16 protein-coding genes are annotated in these 15201 nt (G+C 72.5%); 12 read left to right on the top strand and 4 right to left on the bottom strand.

Translation table 11 applies throughout. The annotated features are described in order from the left end of the window. The first annotated feature begins 119 nt into the window (after positions 1 to 119). The 5 genes from deoC to EXW95_RS03900 are packed head-to-tail and all read left to right on the top strand — an operon-like array spanning position 120 to position 4866. A complete protein-coding gene (gene deoC, locus EXW95_RS03880) occupies positions 120 to 797 on the top strand; it encodes a deoxyribose-phosphate aldolase (protein WP_174366347.1) in 678 nt (225 codons plus the stop codon). Positions 798 to 835: 38 nt separating this feature from the next. Beyond that, positions 836 to 1417 (top strand): Maf family nucleotide pyrophosphatase, encoded by a 582-nt coding sequence (locus EXW95_RS03885; RefSeq protein WP_174368802.1) that lies wholly within the window; start codon positions 836 to 838, stop codon positions 1415 to 1417. Next, on the top strand, positions 1414 to 2196 hold the full coding sequence (gene mreC / locus EXW95_RS03890; RefSeq protein ID WP_371809899.1) for a rod shape-determining protein MreC: 783 nt from the start codon (positions 1414 to 1416) through the stop codon (positions 2194 to 2196). Before EXW95_RS03885 ends, mreC begins: the two co-directional genes overlap by 4 nt. Before the next feature lie 58 nt (positions 2197 to 2254). Continuing rightward, positions 2255 to 2791, top strand: a complete 537-nt coding sequence (mreD, locus tag EXW95_RS03895; protein WP_174366348.1) for a rod shape-determining protein MreD — start codon at positions 2255 to 2257, stop codon at positions 2789 to 2791. Then, entirely contained in the window at positions 2788 to 4866 is a 2079-nt protein-coding gene (locus EXW95_RS03900; protein WP_371809900.1) for a peptidoglycan D,D-transpeptidase FtsI family protein, read from the top strand. The genes mreD and EXW95_RS03900 overlap by 4 nt, the downstream gene beginning before the upstream one ends. Before the next feature lie 73 nt (positions 4867 to 4939). On the opposite strand, the gene EXW95_RS03905 is transcribed toward EXW95_RS03900, so the two are convergent. After that, positions 4940 to 5689 carry a WecB/TagA/CpsF family glycosyltransferase gene (locus EXW95_RS03905; protein WP_174366349.1) on the bottom strand — a complete coding sequence of 250 codons (750 nt, stop codon included), beginning with the start codon at positions 5687 to 5689 and terminating at the stop codon, positions 4940 to 4942. A 97-nt stretch (positions 5690 to 5786) separates the two neighbouring features. Here EXW95_RS03905 and EXW95_RS03910 point away from each other — a divergent pair, with 97 nt between their 5' ends. Beyond that, the gene (locus EXW95_RS03910) at positions 5787 to 6461 is read left to right on the top strand and encodes a Crp/Fnr family transcriptional regulator (protein WP_174366350.1); all 675 of its coding nucleotides are present in this window, start codon (positions 5787 to 5789) and stop codon (positions 6459 to 6461) included. 171 nt (positions 6462 to 6632) lie between these two features. After that, positions 6633 to 8189: a bacillithiol biosynthesis cysteine-adding enzyme BshC gene (bshC, locus tag EXW95_RS03915; RefSeq protein ID WP_174366351.1), complete on the top strand. Its 1557-nt coding sequence runs from the start codon at positions 6633 to 6635 to the stop codon at positions 8187 to 8189. A gap of 77 nt (positions 8190 to 8266) precedes the next feature. Here the strand turns inward: bshC and proC are convergent, their stop codons facing one another. Beyond that, on the bottom strand, positions 8267 to 9058 hold the full coding sequence (gene proC, locus EXW95_RS03920; RefSeq protein WP_174366352.1) for a pyrroline-5-carboxylate reductase: 792 nt from the start codon (positions 9056 to 9058) through the stop codon (positions 8267 to 8269). A 77-nt stretch (positions 9059 to 9135) separates the two neighbouring features. On the opposite strand from proC, the gene EXW95_RS03925 reads away from it, so the two are divergent. Next, on the top strand, positions 9136 to 9948 hold the full coding sequence (locus EXW95_RS03925) for a 50S ribosomal protein L11 methyltransferase (RefSeq protein WP_174366353.1): 813 nt from the start codon (positions 9136 to 9138) through the stop codon (positions 9946 to 9948). Continuing rightward, on the top strand, positions 9945 to 10658 hold the full coding sequence (locus tag EXW95_RS03930) for a 16S rRNA (uracil(1498)-N(3))-methyltransferase (RefSeq protein WP_174366354.1): 714 nt from the start codon (positions 9945 to 9947) through the stop codon (positions 10656 to 10658). Before EXW95_RS03925 ends, EXW95_RS03930 begins: the two co-directional genes overlap by 4 nt. Before the next feature lie 13 nt (positions 10659 to 10671). On the opposite strand, the gene recO is transcribed toward EXW95_RS03930, so the two are convergent. Further along, positions 10672 to 11406: a DNA repair protein RecO gene (recO, locus tag EXW95_RS03935; RefSeq protein ID WP_058976403.1), complete on the bottom strand. Its 735-nt coding sequence runs from the start codon at positions 11404 to 11406 to the stop codon at positions 10672 to 10674. Positions 11407 to 11650: 244 nt separating this feature from the next. Between recO and EXW95_RS03940 the strand changes: the two genes are divergently transcribed. Then, positions 11651 to 12070 (top strand): hypothetical protein, encoded by a 420-nt coding sequence (locus EXW95_RS03940; protein ID WP_174366355.1) that lies wholly within the window; start codon positions 11651 to 11653, stop codon positions 12068 to 12070. A 53-nt stretch (positions 12071 to 12123) separates the two neighbouring features. Here EXW95_RS03940 and EXW95_RS03945 read toward each other — a convergent pair whose 3' ends face one another. Beyond that, positions 12124 to 13197: an endonuclease/exonuclease/phosphatase family protein gene (locus EXW95_RS03945; protein WP_174366356.1), complete on the bottom strand. Its 1074-nt coding sequence runs from the start codon at positions 13195 to 13197 to the stop codon at positions 12124 to 12126. 96 nt (positions 13198 to 13293) lie between these two features. Here EXW95_RS03945 and EXW95_RS03950 point away from each other — a divergent pair, with 96 nt between their 5' ends. Together EXW95_RS03950 and EXW95_RS03955 are read left to right on the top strand one after the other, a co-directional pair. Then, the gene (locus EXW95_RS03950) at positions 13294 to 13914 is read left to right on the top strand and encodes an ATP-binding cassette domain-containing protein (RefSeq protein ID WP_174366357.1); all 621 of its coding nucleotides are present in this window, start codon (positions 13294 to 13296) and stop codon (positions 13912 to 13914) included. Next, positions 13911 to 15173: a hypothetical protein gene (locus EXW95_RS03955; protein ID WP_174366358.1), complete on the top strand. Its 1263-nt coding sequence runs from the start codon at positions 13911 to 13913 to the stop codon at positions 15171 to 15173. Before EXW95_RS03950 ends, EXW95_RS03955 begins: the two co-directional genes overlap by 4 nt. The last annotated feature ends 28 nt before the right edge of the window (positions 15174 to 15201 follow it).

Raw genomic sequence — 15201 nt, forward strand, 5'->3', positions numbered from 1 at the left:
CGCCCGTCCGCTGTCCCACCTTCTGTCGCTCCGGGCGGGCGATGACTCGCCATCTCCCCCGTCCCCTCTCCGCCTTTCGGGTCAATCTTTCTTAGGCTGGGGGGGGTATTCTGGGGGGCGTGAAGCTGTCCTCGTTCATTGACCATACCCTCCTGAAGCCCACCGCCACCCGCGCGGACATCGTGAAATTGTGCGCCGAGGCGCGTGAACATTCGTTCTTCGCGGTGTGTCTGAATCCGGTGTTCATTCCGCTGGCGAAGGCGGAGTTGGCGGGGTCGGGTGTGTTGGTGGCGACCGTGTGTGGGTTCCCGCTGGGTGCGGTCAGCAGTGAGCAGAAGGCCGTGGAGGCGCGTCTGAGTGTGGAGGCGGGTGCGGACGAGGTGGACATGGTGATTCACATCGGCGCGGCGCTGGACAATGACTGGGACGCGGTGGAGGCGGATGTGCGTGCGGTGCGCCGTGCGATTCCGGACGCGGTGTTGAAGGTGATTATCGAGACGTGCTTCCTGACCGATGAGCAGAAGCGGGAGGCGACGGCGGCGGTGGTGCGGGCCGGGGCGGATTTCGTGAAGACGAGTACGGGCTTCGGCACGGGCGGCGCGACGCTGGAGGACGTGCGCCTGATGGCGGACGTGATCGCGGGTCTGGGCGCGCAGGATCGCGTGCAGATCAAGGCGGCGGGTGGCGTGCGCACGCCGGATGACGCGCGGGCCATGATCGAGGCCGGAGCGTCGCGCCTGGGCACGTCGGGTGGCGTGGCGCTGGTGGCGGGCGAGCGGATGGGCGAGGGGTACTGAGAGTGACGGAATCGGGGGCTGGCACGCCGGGCGTGCCGGTGGTGCTCGCGTCGGGCAGTCCGCGTCGGCGGGAACTACTGACCGGGCTGGGCGTGCCGTTCACCGTGCAGGTCAGTGGCGAGCCGGAGGACAGCCGTGAGGCGGACCCGGCGCGGCTGGCGGCGGAACTGGCGCTCCTGAAGGGCCGCGCGGTGGCGCGCACGGCGCAGGGGTCTGTGGTGATCGCGGCGGATACCGTGGTCGCGGCGGGCGCGGAGTTGCTGGGTAAGCCGGAGTCCGCGCAGGAGAACGAGGTGTTCCTGCGTCGCCTGTCGGGCCGCACGCACGAGGTGTATACGGGCGTCGCGGTGCTGTCGGGCGGGTCGGAGGTGGTGGAGGTGGCGCGCACGGCGGTCACGTTCCGCGCCCTGCTGCCTGAGGAGATCGCGTTCTACGCGGCGTCCGGCGAGGGGCTGGACAAGGCGGGCGGGTACGGCATCCAGGGGCTGGGCATGGCGCTCGTGGAGCGGCTGGAGGGTGAGTACTCGAACGTGGTGGGCTTCCCGCTGAGTGTCGTGACGCGCCTGCTGCGCGGGGCGGGGGTGCCCGTGTGGGGCACGCTGGGGGCCGGGGCCGAGTGAAGGGCTGGCGGTTGATTCTGGCGGTGTTCGCGGGTCTGCTGTTTCTCAGCATGGTCCTGACGCGGTTTCAGGTGGCGGCCCCGGCGGCGCTGCGGGCGGGCGTGGCGCCCGTGACGCGGCTGTCGGTCACGGCGGCGGATAACGTGCGCCGCGCGTATGTGACGCTCATGCAGGACCGGGATCAGTCGGCGCAGGTGAAGGCGCTGCAGAAGGAGAACGACCTTCTGAAGCAGCGCAACGAGCTGCTGTCGCGTGAGGTGGGGCGACTGAAGCAGGTGCTGGTCATCACGACGACGCAGGCGCCGAACGCGCTGGCGATCGCGCAGGTGATCGGCGTGGATCCCAGCCCCCTGCAGGCGCGGCTGGACCTGAACCGTGGCGCGCGGGACGGCGTGCGGGTGCACATGCCCGTGACGGTCCCGGCGGGGCTGGTGGGTCAGGTGGTGAGTGTCGCGCCGGGGCAGTCCACGGTGCTGGCGCTCGTGGACCCGGAGAGTGCCGTGGGCGTGACGCTGCAGGGCAACCGGGGCGGGCGTGGCGTGGCGCACGGGTCACCGCCGGACCGGTTGGAGGCGAAGTTCTCGCGGGGCGTGCCGATCAGGGTCGGGGACCTGCTCGTGACGAACAGTCAGGGTGGCGTGTTCCCGGTGGGCATCCCGGTGGGGCGCGTGGAGGAGGTGCTGCCGATGGGACCGAATGACATCAGCCGCACGGTGATCGTGAAGCCTGCCGTGGATGTGGGCGTGGTGGAAGACGTGACGATCCTGGAGGGCCTGTGAACCGGGTTCTTCTCTGCGGGGCAGCTCTGCGAGTCGTGTCCGCTCGAATGGGGTCCATATGATCCGTCCGGTGACGGGGCGCGGCTCGGTGCGCTGGGCGCGGCTGGTCGTGTACCTGCTGCTGCTGATTCTTGTTCAGGGGCTGCTGGCGCGGCTGGCGGACGCGGTGGGGGTGCCCGCCCCGGACCTGTTCCTGCTGACGGCGGTGGGTCTGGCGGCGCGGCGGTCCCCGGTGGCGGCGCTGCTGGGCGCGTACGCGCTGGGCTTCATGCAGGATGTGCTGGGCGGCGGGATGCTGGGCCTGCACGCGGCGGGACTGGCGGGCGCGGCGCTGCTGGTGGTGTGGGCGCGGCGGTACCTCGCGGACGCGGGGCTGGTGCAGTCGCTGCTGGGCGTGCTGCTGGGCGTGGCGGGGCAGTGGCTGGTGTTCCTGTTCCTGACGTACTGGCTGCGTGAGCCGTTGGTGACGCCGCAGGTGCTGGCGGTCACGCCGCCGCTGGTGTTCGTGGGGACGTTCCTGATCGCGCCGCTGTGGGAGCGGCTGGTCGCGTGGGCGTTCGGGCCGCGCGTGACGGTCGAGGAGCAGCTCGCGTGAGTCGCGCCGATCGCCTGTATGAACGCCGGGACCGCATGCGGCGCCGCGCGGGGGGTGGCGCGGGCTCGGAGCGGCGGGAGCGTGGCGCGACGCGCGTGCAGCAGGTCGCGGTGGGGTTCACGGTGGCGCTGGCCCTGCTGGGCGCGCGGCTGTACTACCTGCAGGTGTCGCTGCACGATCAGTTCGCGGTGCGTTCGGCCAGCAACTACCAGCGGGACGAGGTGCTGCGCGCCCTGCGTGGCGAGATCCGCACGCGGGACGGGGTGCTGCTCGCCACGAACCGGCTGGCGGTGGACCTGGTGTACACGGGACGCCTGCGGAAATCGGACCGGGAGACGCCCATTCCCGGCTGGGACAAGATCGTGTACCTCGCGGGGATTGGGGGGGACGTGCTGGTGAACGGCCAGCCGCGCGAACCGGACTACGAGCGGGAACCGTCCACGGTCCTGGCGCGGAACATCCCGCAGGAGCGGCTGGCGGCGCTGTACGAGTACACGGTGCTGGTCCCCAGCCTGGAGTTGCGCGAGCGGGTCGAGCGCATCTACCCGCAGGGCAAGATGGCCGCGCACCTGCTGGGGTACGTGCAGGAGGCGTCCGAAGCGCAGATCACCGAGGACGGGTACACGCAGGGAGACCTCGTGGGCCGCTCCGGGCTGGAGTACAGCCTGCAGCAAACGCTGGAAGGCAAGAACGGCCTGCGCCGCCGGGAGGTGACGGCCGCCGGGAAACCCCAGACGGAACGGGTGATCGATCCGGGCGTGAAGGGCAAGGACGTGGTGCTGTCCATCGACTCGCTGCTGCAACGCACGGCCGAGACGGCTCTGCGTGAGGGACTGGCGGACGTGAACAGGGGCCGCGCGAAGCACGGCAAGGCGCCCGAACCGTACGCGCGGGGCGCGGTGATCGCGCTGGACCCCCGCACGAACGAGGTGCTGGCGATGGCGAGCGCCCCGACGTACGACCCGAACTGGTTCTCGCGCGTGCCGAGCCCGGACCCGAAGGCGAAGAACTGGGCGATCGACCCGAACCGGCCGCTGGCGGAACTGGACGCCGTGACGGCGAACCGGGCGGTGCAGGCGTACGCGCCGGGCAGCGTGTTCAAGATCGCCACGACCCTCATGCAGGAGGAACGCTGGGGGAACTTCTCGCTGCCGTGCAACCCGGTGTATTACTTCGGGCGGGCGCCGCGCAAGAACTGGGCGGGGTACCCGCTGGGCGTGGTGGACGGGAAACTGGCGATCTCGTACTCGTGCAACCCGTGGTATTACCACTCGGCGGCGTCGGCCGGTCCGGAACGCTACGGGCGGACGCTGGTGCAGCGCATGAAGGAACTGGGGTACCTGCGGCCTACGGGGCTGGAGATCGTCGGGGAGAAACTGGGCGAGATGCGCGGCCCGGACGAGTACACGTCACCGCAGGACCCGTGGTACCCGGGCTTCGCGCTGAACATGAGTATCGGGCAGGGCAGCGTGCAGGTCACGCCCGCGCAGGTGGCGTGGGTGATGAGCACCATCGTGAACGACGGGCAGCAGCGGCCACTGACCGTGCTGCGCAGCATGGCTGGGGAACGTCAACCGCTGAAGCCCACCACGAGTGTCGTGTACAACGGCAAGGTCGACGCGTTCAAGTTCGTGCAGGAGGGCATGAGCGGCACCACCGCCGGGACCCGTTACGGCACCGCGCAGCACGAGATCGGCCCGGACCGCTTCCCGGTGCGGACGGCCGGGAAGACCGGCACGGCCGAGAACGGCACGAGTTCCCGGCAGGGGTACGCGTACACGCACGCGTGGTACGAGGGCTACGGACCGATCGGGAAGGACGGCACGCCGACCTTCGCGGTGGTGGCGTTCTTCCAGTTCGGCGGGGAAGGTTCGGGCCCGGCACTGCGGGCCGTGAAGCGGATGTTCGCGGCGCGCTGGTGCGTGACGCTGGACGACAAGCTCAGCGCGCTGCCGCTGGCGCAGCAGCAGCCCTGCACCGGGGAACTGGAGCAGATGCATCAGGTGTACAGGACCCGCGCGGAACGGACGAAGGCCAGCGCCGCGAAGGGCAAGACGGACGTTCAGACGCCCTGACGGAGCGCCGGGACGACAGGAGGGGGAGGTGCACGGAGTCATTCCCGCACCTCCCTCACCCTGTCGGCTGGCGTTATTTGAGGCGTTTCTTCTCGGCGCGGACCATCCGCACGAACTGCGCGAGCCTCGGCGCGCGGTTCCAGCGTTTGCGGTCCAGGCCGACGCGCCAGATCCACTCGACGCCCATTCGGCGCGTCCAGGCGGGGGCGAGGTCGGCGTTCCCGGCCAGCACGTCGATCACGCCGCCGCAGCCGATCATGACGGGGACGTTCATGACCTGCCGCCAGTACTGGTTGAAGGTCTCCTGCCGCCCGGCGCCCATGGCGGTCAGCAGCAGGTCGGCGCCGCTGTCGCGGACGAGTTCCGCGACGCGCTGGTCCTCGGGCAGGTCGAAGTACCCGTGGTGGACCCCGGCGACCTGGATGCCGTAGTCGCGCGCGGCGTTCTGCGCGGCGACCTCGGCCACGCCGGGCTTGGCGCCCAGGAAGAACACACGCAGGTCCGCACCGTGCCGCGCCATCAGGCCCTGGACGATGTCGAAGCCGGGCGCGCGGGGCACCTCGGTGTCCGTCAGCTGCCGCGCGGCCCAGACGATGCCCACACCGTCGGCGGTCACGAGGTCCGCGACCTGCATCGCATTCACGAAGTCCGGCTGGGTGCGGGACTGCACGATGAACTCGGGGTTCAGGGTCACGACGGTGTGCGGGGCGCGCGGCTGGCGGTAGATCAGGTCGCCCAGGCGGTCCAGGGTCTCGTCGAGCGTCACGACGTCCAGCGGCAGGTCGAACAGTGTGAGGCGCTGGCGTGGGGTGGGGATGGTCATGCTGGGGTGGATTGTAATGCACCCCAGCGCGGCGTCGCGTCCTCCGAAGGGTGGGTGCCCTCGCGCGCGGCGCGCTGTGTGGGGCATACTGCGGGGCATGTTACCCGGTGCTTTCGGTGCCCTGCCTGCGGACGTGCAGGCGCAGGTGACGGCCTCGGGGCGCGTGGGACGCTGGGGCCGGGGCGAACTGCTGTTCCACCCGGAGGACCCGGCCGAGACGCTGTTCGTGCTGCTGCGCGGCTCGGTGCGGCTGTACCGCCTGGGGTCCGGCGCGCGTGAGGTGACGCTGGACGTGCACGGCGCGGGGTCGCTGCTGTGCGCGTCGGCGCTGGTGCCGGGCGAACGCTGCGGCATGTACGCCGAGGCGATGGACGACACCGAGGGCCTGCTGCTGGGCCGCGACGTCCTGGGCCGCCTGACGCAGGCGCAACCGGCGGTAGCGGTCGCCCTGACCGAGCAGATCACGCGGCAGACGCGCGGCGTGCAGGAGCGCCTGTCGGGGCTGGTGTTCCTGGAGGTGTCGCAGCGGCTGGCGCTGGCGCTGCTGAACCTCGCCGAGCGCGAGGGGCCCTGGCCGGAGGGTGGGTCGCTGGCGCTGCGCGACCGGGTGTCGCATCAGGATCTGGCGCACGTGGTGGGCAGCACCCGCGAGACGATCACGAAGCTGCTGGGGGATTTCCGGTCGCGGGGGCTGCTGGACCTGGGGTACCGGCGGATCATCCTGACGGACCGCGCGGGGTTGGAACGGGCGACGCAGGAGCCGCTGCGCTGACGGTCAGGGGCGGGACGCGCAGCACGCCGCCGCTTTAGGTTCTGGTGTAGTGTGACACCCGTTGCAGTGCCGCGCCCGATTCTCAGCGAGAACGGGTGGGCACACCGACCGCAACGGGTCGGGATCGGGCCGGACCGCACCTGAGGCGGCGGGCACCGGGAAGGAAGGGGAATGGCGCGAAACGCAGGGGCGGAATACAGGAACGGTGGGCTGCTGGACTACGTGCGCCTGCCCGCAGGGGCGCTGGAAACCGCGCTGGGCGAGACCCGACCCGACATCGACCGCGTGGCCCTCGCGGACGCGCTGCGCGCCTACCACCGCGACCTGGGCACCCTGACCCCGGCCGTCGAGGCAGAGCTGACGCGGCTGGCGCACCCGGCGTCCCGCGTGGTCGTGACCGGGCAGCAGGCGGGCGCCCTGACCGGCCCGGCGTACTCGGTGCACAAGGGCGCGGACGCGGCGCTGCTGGCGCGGCAACTGAACACCGAGGACGCCCCGGTCGTCGCGGTGTACTGGATCGCCAGCCAGGACCACGACGCCGCCGAGGTGGCGAGCACGTCCCTGCTGGACGCCAGCGAACGTCTGCACCGCCTGACCCTGGACGTCCCCGAGGGCGTCCCGGTGGGCCGCGTGCCCTGGCGCCCCGAGTGGACGGCGCAGGTGCACGCGCTGCTGGACGCCTTCGACGGTCCCGCCGAGCACGTCGCGGCCGTCCGCGCCCGCTTCGACCGGGCCGCGCAGGCGGGCGGCGGCTACGCCGACGTGTTCGCCCGCCTGATCCACGGGCTGCTGGGCGGCGCGGGCCTGCTGGTGCTCGACCCGATGCACCCGGCCCTGGCGCGTTTGATGGCCCCCACCCTCGCGCGGGAACTGGACGACCCGCTGGCGTCCTCGCGGGCCATCGAGGCGGCCGCCGCGCGGATGATCGCCGACGGTTTCGAGCCGCAGCTGCGCCGCCCGGACGGCGCCACGAACCTCTTCATAGAGGAGGACGACGGGCAGCGCCGCCTGCTGCGCGTGGACGGGCAGGCGTTCGTCACGGCCACACGGCGCTACACCCGCGCAGACCTGCTGACGCTGCTGGACGCCGACCCCACGCGCCTCACGCCCGCCGCTGGCCTGCGACCCGCCGTGCAGGACGCCCTGCTGCCCACCGTGGCGTTCGTCGTCGGCCCCGGCGAGATCGCGTACGGCGCGCAGCTGCGGGACGTGTACCCCCTGCACGGCCTGCGGCAGCCGCTGCTGTGGCCTCGCCTGAGCGTCACGTGGCGCGAACCGAACGTCACGCGCCTGCTGACGCGCCTGAACGCCACCGCCGCGCAGGTCCAGGCGGACCCCGACGGCGTGCTGGGCCGCGCCCTGGCCACCGAACGCCACGCCGGAGCCGTCACCACCGAGCGCCTGAACGACCTGACCACCCGCCTGGACGCCCTCACCGCCGAGATCGCCGACCTCGACCCCACCCTCGTCGGCGCCGCCGCGCGCACCCGCACCCGCACCGTCGCCCGCGTCGCGCACCTGCAACGACTCGCCACGCAGGCCCTCGCCCGCGCCGAGAACGACCGCAGCGGCCAGCTGACGCGCCTGAAAGCCCACCTCCTCCCCAACGGCACGCCACAGGAACGCGAACTGAACTTCCTCACGTACCTCCTCAAACACGGCGACACGCCCCTGAATCAGCTGCTGAACCTTCCCGCCGGATGGCAGGGCGAACTCGACATTCCCTGACGGGGTCGAGGGTCAAAAGGTCGAAGGGTCTGAGCGGACTGCCTTCCTCAGACCCTTCGACCTTTTGACAGGGGTGTTCAGTCCTGGTCTTTGCCGAGTTCGGTGCCGCGCCGGGTGGCCTGCACGACCGCCTCGATGATTCCGCCGCGCACCCCGGCGGCTTCCAGGGCGGCGAGTCCGGCGATGGTGGTGCCGCCGGGGCTGGCGACCTCGTCCTTGAGGAGGGCGGGGTGGGCGCGGCGCTGGACGAGTTCGCCGGTGGCGATCAGGAGTTTCGCGGCGAGTTCGTTCGCCAGGGGGCGCGGGAGGCCCATGCGGACGCCCCCGTCGGCGAGGGCTTCGGCGACCACGGCGACGTAGGCGGGGCCGCTGGCGCTCATGCCGGTGAAGGCGTTGAAGAGGTGCTCGGGGAGGTCGTACGCGTCGCCGACCGCGCCGAACAGCCCGTGCGCGAAGGCGAGGTCCCCGGCGTCCCCGGCCTCTCTGGGGCCGGTGATGGCGGTCTGGCTGTGGCCGATGGTCGCGGCGAGGTTCGGCATGACCCGCACGACGCGTTTGGTGCCCAGGCGGCGGGTCAGGGCGGCGACGGACACGCCGGCCATGGTGCTGATGTACCCGGCGTTGGGTTGCGCGAGCCACTCGGCGGCTTCGGGGAACACGCGGGGTTGCAGGCTGATCAGGATGCGTTCGGCGCGGCCCAGGTCCGCCTGGGTGATGACGCGGGCGCCGGTGCGGGCGGCGATGTCCTGCGCGCGGGCGGCGTTCGCGTCGAGCAGGCCGATCTCTGCGGGGGGCAGGACGCCCTGGGCGGTGACGCCTTCCAGCAGGGCCAGTCCGAGTTTGCCGACGCCGACGATCGCGAGTTTCATGCGCGCCAGTATAGGTGCGGCCCCCGCGCGGGGCGTGCCCGGCGTGCAGACGTGCGTCGCGCGGGTAAACTACAGGGATGCTGGTGTATCACCTTCCGGGAACGTTCGAGACGCGCGAGGATCACCTCGACCTGCTGTGGGAGGCCGGGGCGACCGGTCTGGAGGAACGCGCCGGGCTGATCCGCGCGTACTTCGACGAGGAGACCGAGCTGCCCGAGGCCATCCGGGACGGCGAGTGGCGGCAGGAGGCGGATCAGGACTGGCTGGCGGAGTTCAAGGCGAACCTGCGCCCGGTGCAGGCGGGCCGCGTGACGATCGTGCCGCCGTGGCTGCGCGCCGAGATTCCCGCCACGCAGGTGGGACTGGTGATCGAGCCGGGCATGGCGTTCGGGACGGGGCACCACGCGACGACCCGCATGGCCGTAGAGGCCCTGTCGGACCTGAACCTGGACGGGCAGACGATCCTGGACGTGGGCACCGGGAGTGGCGTGCTGGCGATCGCGGGTGCGCTGCTGGGCGCGGAGTACGCGCTGGGCGTGGACATCGACCCGATCACGATCCCGATTGCCGATGAGAACGCGCGGGACAACGCGGTGCCCGAGGGGCGCACGGCGTTCATGGTGGGCACGCTGGGCGACGACCTGCCGGGTGACGTGGTCGCAGACGGCGTGTTCGACGTGCTCGTGGCGAACCTGTACGCGGAACTGCACGACCTGCTGGTCGGGGCTTACGTGGGGCACCTGCGCCCCGGCGGACCGCTGATCCTGACCGGGATCCTGACCGGGAAGCTGCCGCTGGTGCAAGGCGCGCTGGACCGCGAGGGGTTCACGGACGTGCAGGTCCGCACGGATGGCGAGTGGGCACTCGTGACCGCCCGCGCGGGCGAATGACGGACGCCCCTGCGAGGCTGCCCCGGCACCGCCTGCGGGTGGACGCCCTGACGGACACCATGACGCTCGGGCCGGGCGAGGCGCGGCACCTGCACGTCCTGCGCCTGAACGCGGGCGACACCGTGCGCGTGTTCGACGGGCGCGGCGCGGAAGCCCTGGCCGAGATAGCCGAACTGAACGAGGTGCGCGCCGTGCTGACGCTGGGCGACGCCATCGAGGGTGCCGCCGAGACCCCCTGGCCGCTGACGGTCGCCGTGGCGCTGCTGAAGGCCGACAAACTGTCGGACGTCGTGCGCGCCGCGACTGAACTGGGGGCCGCGCAGATCCAGCTGCTCGTGACCGCCCGCGCGGACGTCCGCGAGATCGGCGATCAGAAACTCGTGCGCCTGAACCGCGTGGCGCAGGAAGCCGCCAAGCAGTCGCGCCGCGCCGTCGTCCCGCCCGTCCTGGCCCCGGTGCCGCTGGCGCGCTTCCAGCCCGGCGGCCTGACGCTGGTCGCGCAGCCCGGCTCGGCGGTCCGCGTGTCCGACGTCGTCACCTGGGACGCCCCGGTCACGATCATCACCGGCCCGGAGGGCGGCCTGACCGACGTCGAGGTCCAGACGCTCGTGCAGGGGGGCGCGCACGCCGTCACGCTCGGCCCGCGCATCCTGCGGGCGGAGACGGCCCCCGTGGCGCTGCTGGGCGCCATCGCGGCGCTGGGCGAGTAGGTCGCCCTCTCCCCTACGCGCTGAGGGCTGTGCCGGTGGGCACGAGTTGCCGCCAGGAGTGGACGCTGCCGATCTGCACGGTCACGAAGCGTTCCAGGGCGCGCCACAGCGCGGGGCGCTGCTCGGCGGGCAGGGGGGCGTCCATGCTGGCGCGGACGGTGCGACGGGCGACGTTCCGCAGGAAGTCCAGGCTGGGGTCCGGGTAGGCGGGCAGCGCCGCGCAACTGCCGCACAGGAGCTGGCCGCCGAGCGGATCGGGGTGCGTGGGGTGGTCCTGCGCGCAGCGGGCGCAGCGGGCCGTCTGCGGGATGAAGCCTGCCAGGGCCAGGAGTTTGTAGCTCATGACGAGTGCCACCCATTCCGGGTCCGGTTGGTGCGCGACGCCGCGCAGGGCGCCCGCGAACAGCTCGAAGGCCTGCTCGCTGAATTCCCCTTCCTGGTACAGCGCCTCGGCGAACTCGGCGAGCAGGTGCGCGAAGGCGTACCGCTCGGGCTGCGCCAGGGTGGGCAGCGCGCCCTCCAGCACAGCCTGCTGCACGCTGGCGAGGTCGTTCTGCGGTCCCTGGTACACCTGCATGCCGACGTGATGGAACAGGTTCAGGCGGCTGGACAGCGGCCCGCGCACCCCGCCACGCGCGACGGCCTTGAGTTTGCCCTGCGGGGTCAGCAGCGTGACGAGGATGTCCCCGGCGGGCGTCACGCGCCGCCGGATGACGATGCCACTGCGGTTGGCGGTTCGGGACCTCACACGGACTCCGATGGAATGGTTTGCAAGAACCGTTCCATCCGAGCGGAGGCGACTCGTAGAGCTGCAGCGCAGAGAAGGAGTAGAGCGGGTTCCGGGCGTGGAGTGGGCCACCCGGTGACTTTCCGGGTGGCCGACGGAACAGACGGAATCCGCATCACTGCTGCCCAGGATAGCGCCGGGGGGCGCGTCGGGGCTGTGCCTCTGTCCACCATCGGGCGCGGCGGGTGGCCCTACACTGCCTCTCATGAATGACCCGCACCGCAAGGCCCGCGAGCAGGCGCACAGCGTGCAGGACCTGCTGCGGGAACTGTTCCCCGAGACGCACCGCGAGCTGTTCGGCGAGCGGGATTCGGGCGCGCCGCCCACGCTGGGCCTGTACCCGGTCGCGGACGGGCGGCTGGCGCTGGTGCACGGGGATCAGCTGGCGGAGTTCACGCCGATCGACCCGAAGGGGAAGAACGCGCTGCACTGCGACCTGTGCCATTACACCCGCAGCCGCTCGGAGGCGTTGATGTACCGGGTGACGATCGCGGCGCGCCGCACGCGGTACGTGACGCTGTGCACGCCCACGGAAGCGTGCCAGGGCCGGGCGGGCGCGCGGGGTCTGGAGGTGTTCGCGGACCGCATCTTCCCCATCGAGCCGCACGGCCCGGACGACCACTGAACGAGAAGGGGCGGAGGTGCTCACACACTCCGCCCCCCCTGTTTTCTCTGCGGTCAGGGCAGGGTGAGGGTGGTCAGCAAGGCGTAGTGGTCGCTGATCTTGGGCTCGTCCTGCCGGACGCGCTCATCGGCATGTTTCAGTCCCGCGGAGTAGAAGTAGTAGTCGATGGTCCGGTCGGGTTTGCCGACGGCGGGGTCGTTGGCGTAGTGGGTGATGAACGCGGGGTTGCCGCTGTCGATCTGCGCGGGGCTGGGGAACGACGCGTACCTGGCGGTCAGGGGGGCGAGTTCGGTGTCGGGGTTGAAGTACGCTTTCTCGCGGTCGCGCAGGCGGTCGTACGCGGCGCGGGTGCCCAGCAGGTTGAAGTCCCCGCCGATCACCCAGGGTGCGCTGGTGCGGCCGAGCAGGTCACCGATGAACGCCACCTGATTGCGCATGGTGTCGCAGCCCTGCGCGAAGGCGTCCATGTGGGTGTTGAAGGCACTCAGCGGCTGGCCGCCCTGCACGGGCAGGGTGACGCCCAGCACGGCGCGTTTGAAGTTGAACGCGACCGTGACGGGGTCGCCGCAGATGCGCGGCAGCTGGTAGCGGGTGGCGCTGTCCATGCGGTACCGGCTGAGGGTCGAGAGGCTCAGGCCCACCTTCCCCATGATGCTGGGGTGCGGCACGAAGGTCGCGCGGTGGTAGTACGTGGTGGCGGCGCACGGGTACGCGCCGTTCAGTTTCGCCTGGATCAGGGCCAGCTGGTCGGCGTAGTCGGTGCGCCTGCTGTCCCGGTCGACCTCCTGCAGCAGCACCAGATCCGGGTTCTCCTCGCGGATGGCCTGCGTGACCTCGTCCAGCGTGCGGGCGATGCTCTGGGGGCTGGGGCGGGTGTCGGGGCCGTCCCCGGCGAGGGTGTCGTAGAAGAACACGTACCCGCGCCCGGCGAGGTACTGCACGTTCCAGTTCATGACGCGCACGTCCTGCCCGGCCTTCAGGGTGGGGGCCGTGGCGGGGCAGGTCAGGTCGGCGGCCTGTTCGGGTTTCGGGTGGTCGGTCAGGGCGTAAACGACGCCCGCCAGGACGGCAACGAGGACGATCAGGCCAGCCAGGAGGCGCGGCAGCCACCGCGAGATTCGGTTCATGGTAGGGGCAGGATACGGCAGGCTGAAGAGGGGCAGGTCAGGGCAACCGGAGGGGCTCCCGGAACGGACCGCAGGGTCGGGGCGTACAGAATCGCGATGTCCCTGACTGTTCCGCCGATCCTCGCCGCCCCGCCGTTCACGCTGGAGGTCGCGGGGCGGCCCCTCGCGCGCGTTCCGGAACTGAATCTGCGGCCCGGAGAGGTGTTGCACCTGTGCGGGCCGAACGGGGCGGGCAAGACGACCCTGCTGCGCGTCCTGGTCGGGGAACGACCGGGGAGCGAGGTGCGGGTGCTGGGCGGCGCGCCGGGTTCGCGGGGCGCGCGGGCGGACACGGCGTGGGTGCCGACGGACGCGGCCCTGCCGGACGACCTGACGGTCGCGGAGGGTCTGGCGTTCCTGGCGGCGCTGTGGTCCCGCCCGGCGGCTCCGCTGCTGACGCTGGCGGAGTCGTTGGGGCTGGCGCGCTGGCTGGACGCGTGGCCCGCCGAGCTGTCGCGCGGCACGCGGCAGAAGGTCGCGCTGAGCGGCGCGCTGGGGCTGGGCTGCGCGCTGACGCTGCTGGACGAACCGTTCGGAACGCTGGACACCGCCTCGCGCGCGGCGCTGCTGGACGCGATCCGGGCGCGGGCGGCGGCGGGTGGGGCGCTGGTCGTCACGACGCACGGCGAGGAACTCGCGGGGCTGCCGGTACGCCGCGTGACGCTGGAGCCCGCGTGACCCCCGCCGACCGTGCGTGGCTGGTCTGGTGGTGGCGGTCGGCGCGGCGGGAACTGGCGTGGACGTGGGGCGCGTGGCGGCTGGGCGGCGTGCCGCTGATGCTGGCGTTTCTGCTGGGCTGCGCGGGCGTGGCGGTGCTCAGCGTGTGGCCCATGCTGCCGCCTGCGCCGGTGGGCGTGCCGTGGGCGCTGCCGGTGGCGCTGGCGTGCGGGTGGCTGCTGCTGGGCCTGACCGGGTCGCGGCCTGGGCTGAGTCCGCGCGGGCTGGAGTGGGCGGCGCTGCGGGGTCCGGTCAGTCCGGCGTGGGCGCTGGCTCCGGCACTGGCCCACGCGGCGCTCCCCGGCGCCCTGACCGGGCTGGCCCTGGGGGCGGCCCTGCTGGCCTGGAGCCCGGCGCTGTGGCCGCTCGCCCTGAGCCTCCCGTGGCTGGGTGCGGGCGGCCAGCCGCTGCACGCCGCGCGGCACGTCCAGCGGCTGGCCGGGCGGTCCGGGTGGCTGGTCACGGCGCTGGCCGCGCTGCCGCTGTTGGGCCTGCTGCACCCGGCCCTGCTGCCGGTGGGGGCCGCGCTGGCCCTGCTGGGGGCCGCAGGGCACTGGGCGCGGACGCTCGCGGACGATCTGCCCCCGCGCCTCCTCGTGCAACTGGAGGTGGAGGCGGTGCGGGCCGGGGCGCGCCGGTTCGGGCTGCCCGTGCCGGACGTGAACGCCGATGGATTGCAGCCGCCGCGTCGCTGGGTGCCCACGCTGCACCGCGCGTCTCCGCTGGGGGCATTGTGGTGGCGGGGGGCGCTGCAGCTCACGCGCCGTCGTTCTCAGCTCCTGGCGGGCGTGCTGGGCGCAGCGCTGGCCGGGGTGGGGGCGGCGCTGGGGCAGCCGGTCGTGGCGGGCCTGCTGCTGGTCCCGGCGCTGGGTCTGCGGACGCCGACGCACCTGCCGTTCGCGCCGGTGCCGGGCCGCCGGGCGCGGCTGGCGGGTCACCTCCCGGCAGCGCTGACGCTGGGCGGGGCCGCGCTGCTGGGCGCGCTGCTGGCGGGCGGCGGGTGGCCCGTCCTCCTCTCGGCGGTCCTGACGCCGTGGGCGGCGCTGGGCGTGCGCGCGGCGCTGGGGGAGTCGGTCGGGGACCCGGCGGTGGCGGCGCAGCTGCAGTACGCGGCGGCGATGGCACCGGGGGTGGTCGGGGCGCTACTGGGGGGTTTCGGCGTGGCCGGACTGGCGCCGCTGGCCCTGCTGGCGCTGGGCTGGGTGACGCTGGTCGGCTGACGCGGGCATGTGGGGCCGCCGCCGGGAC

The organism is Deinococcus sp. JMULE3, from assembly GCF_013337115.1.
In the GTDB taxonomy this organism is placed as follows: Bacteria; Deinococcota; Deinococci; order Deinococcales; family Deinococcaceae; genus Deinococcus.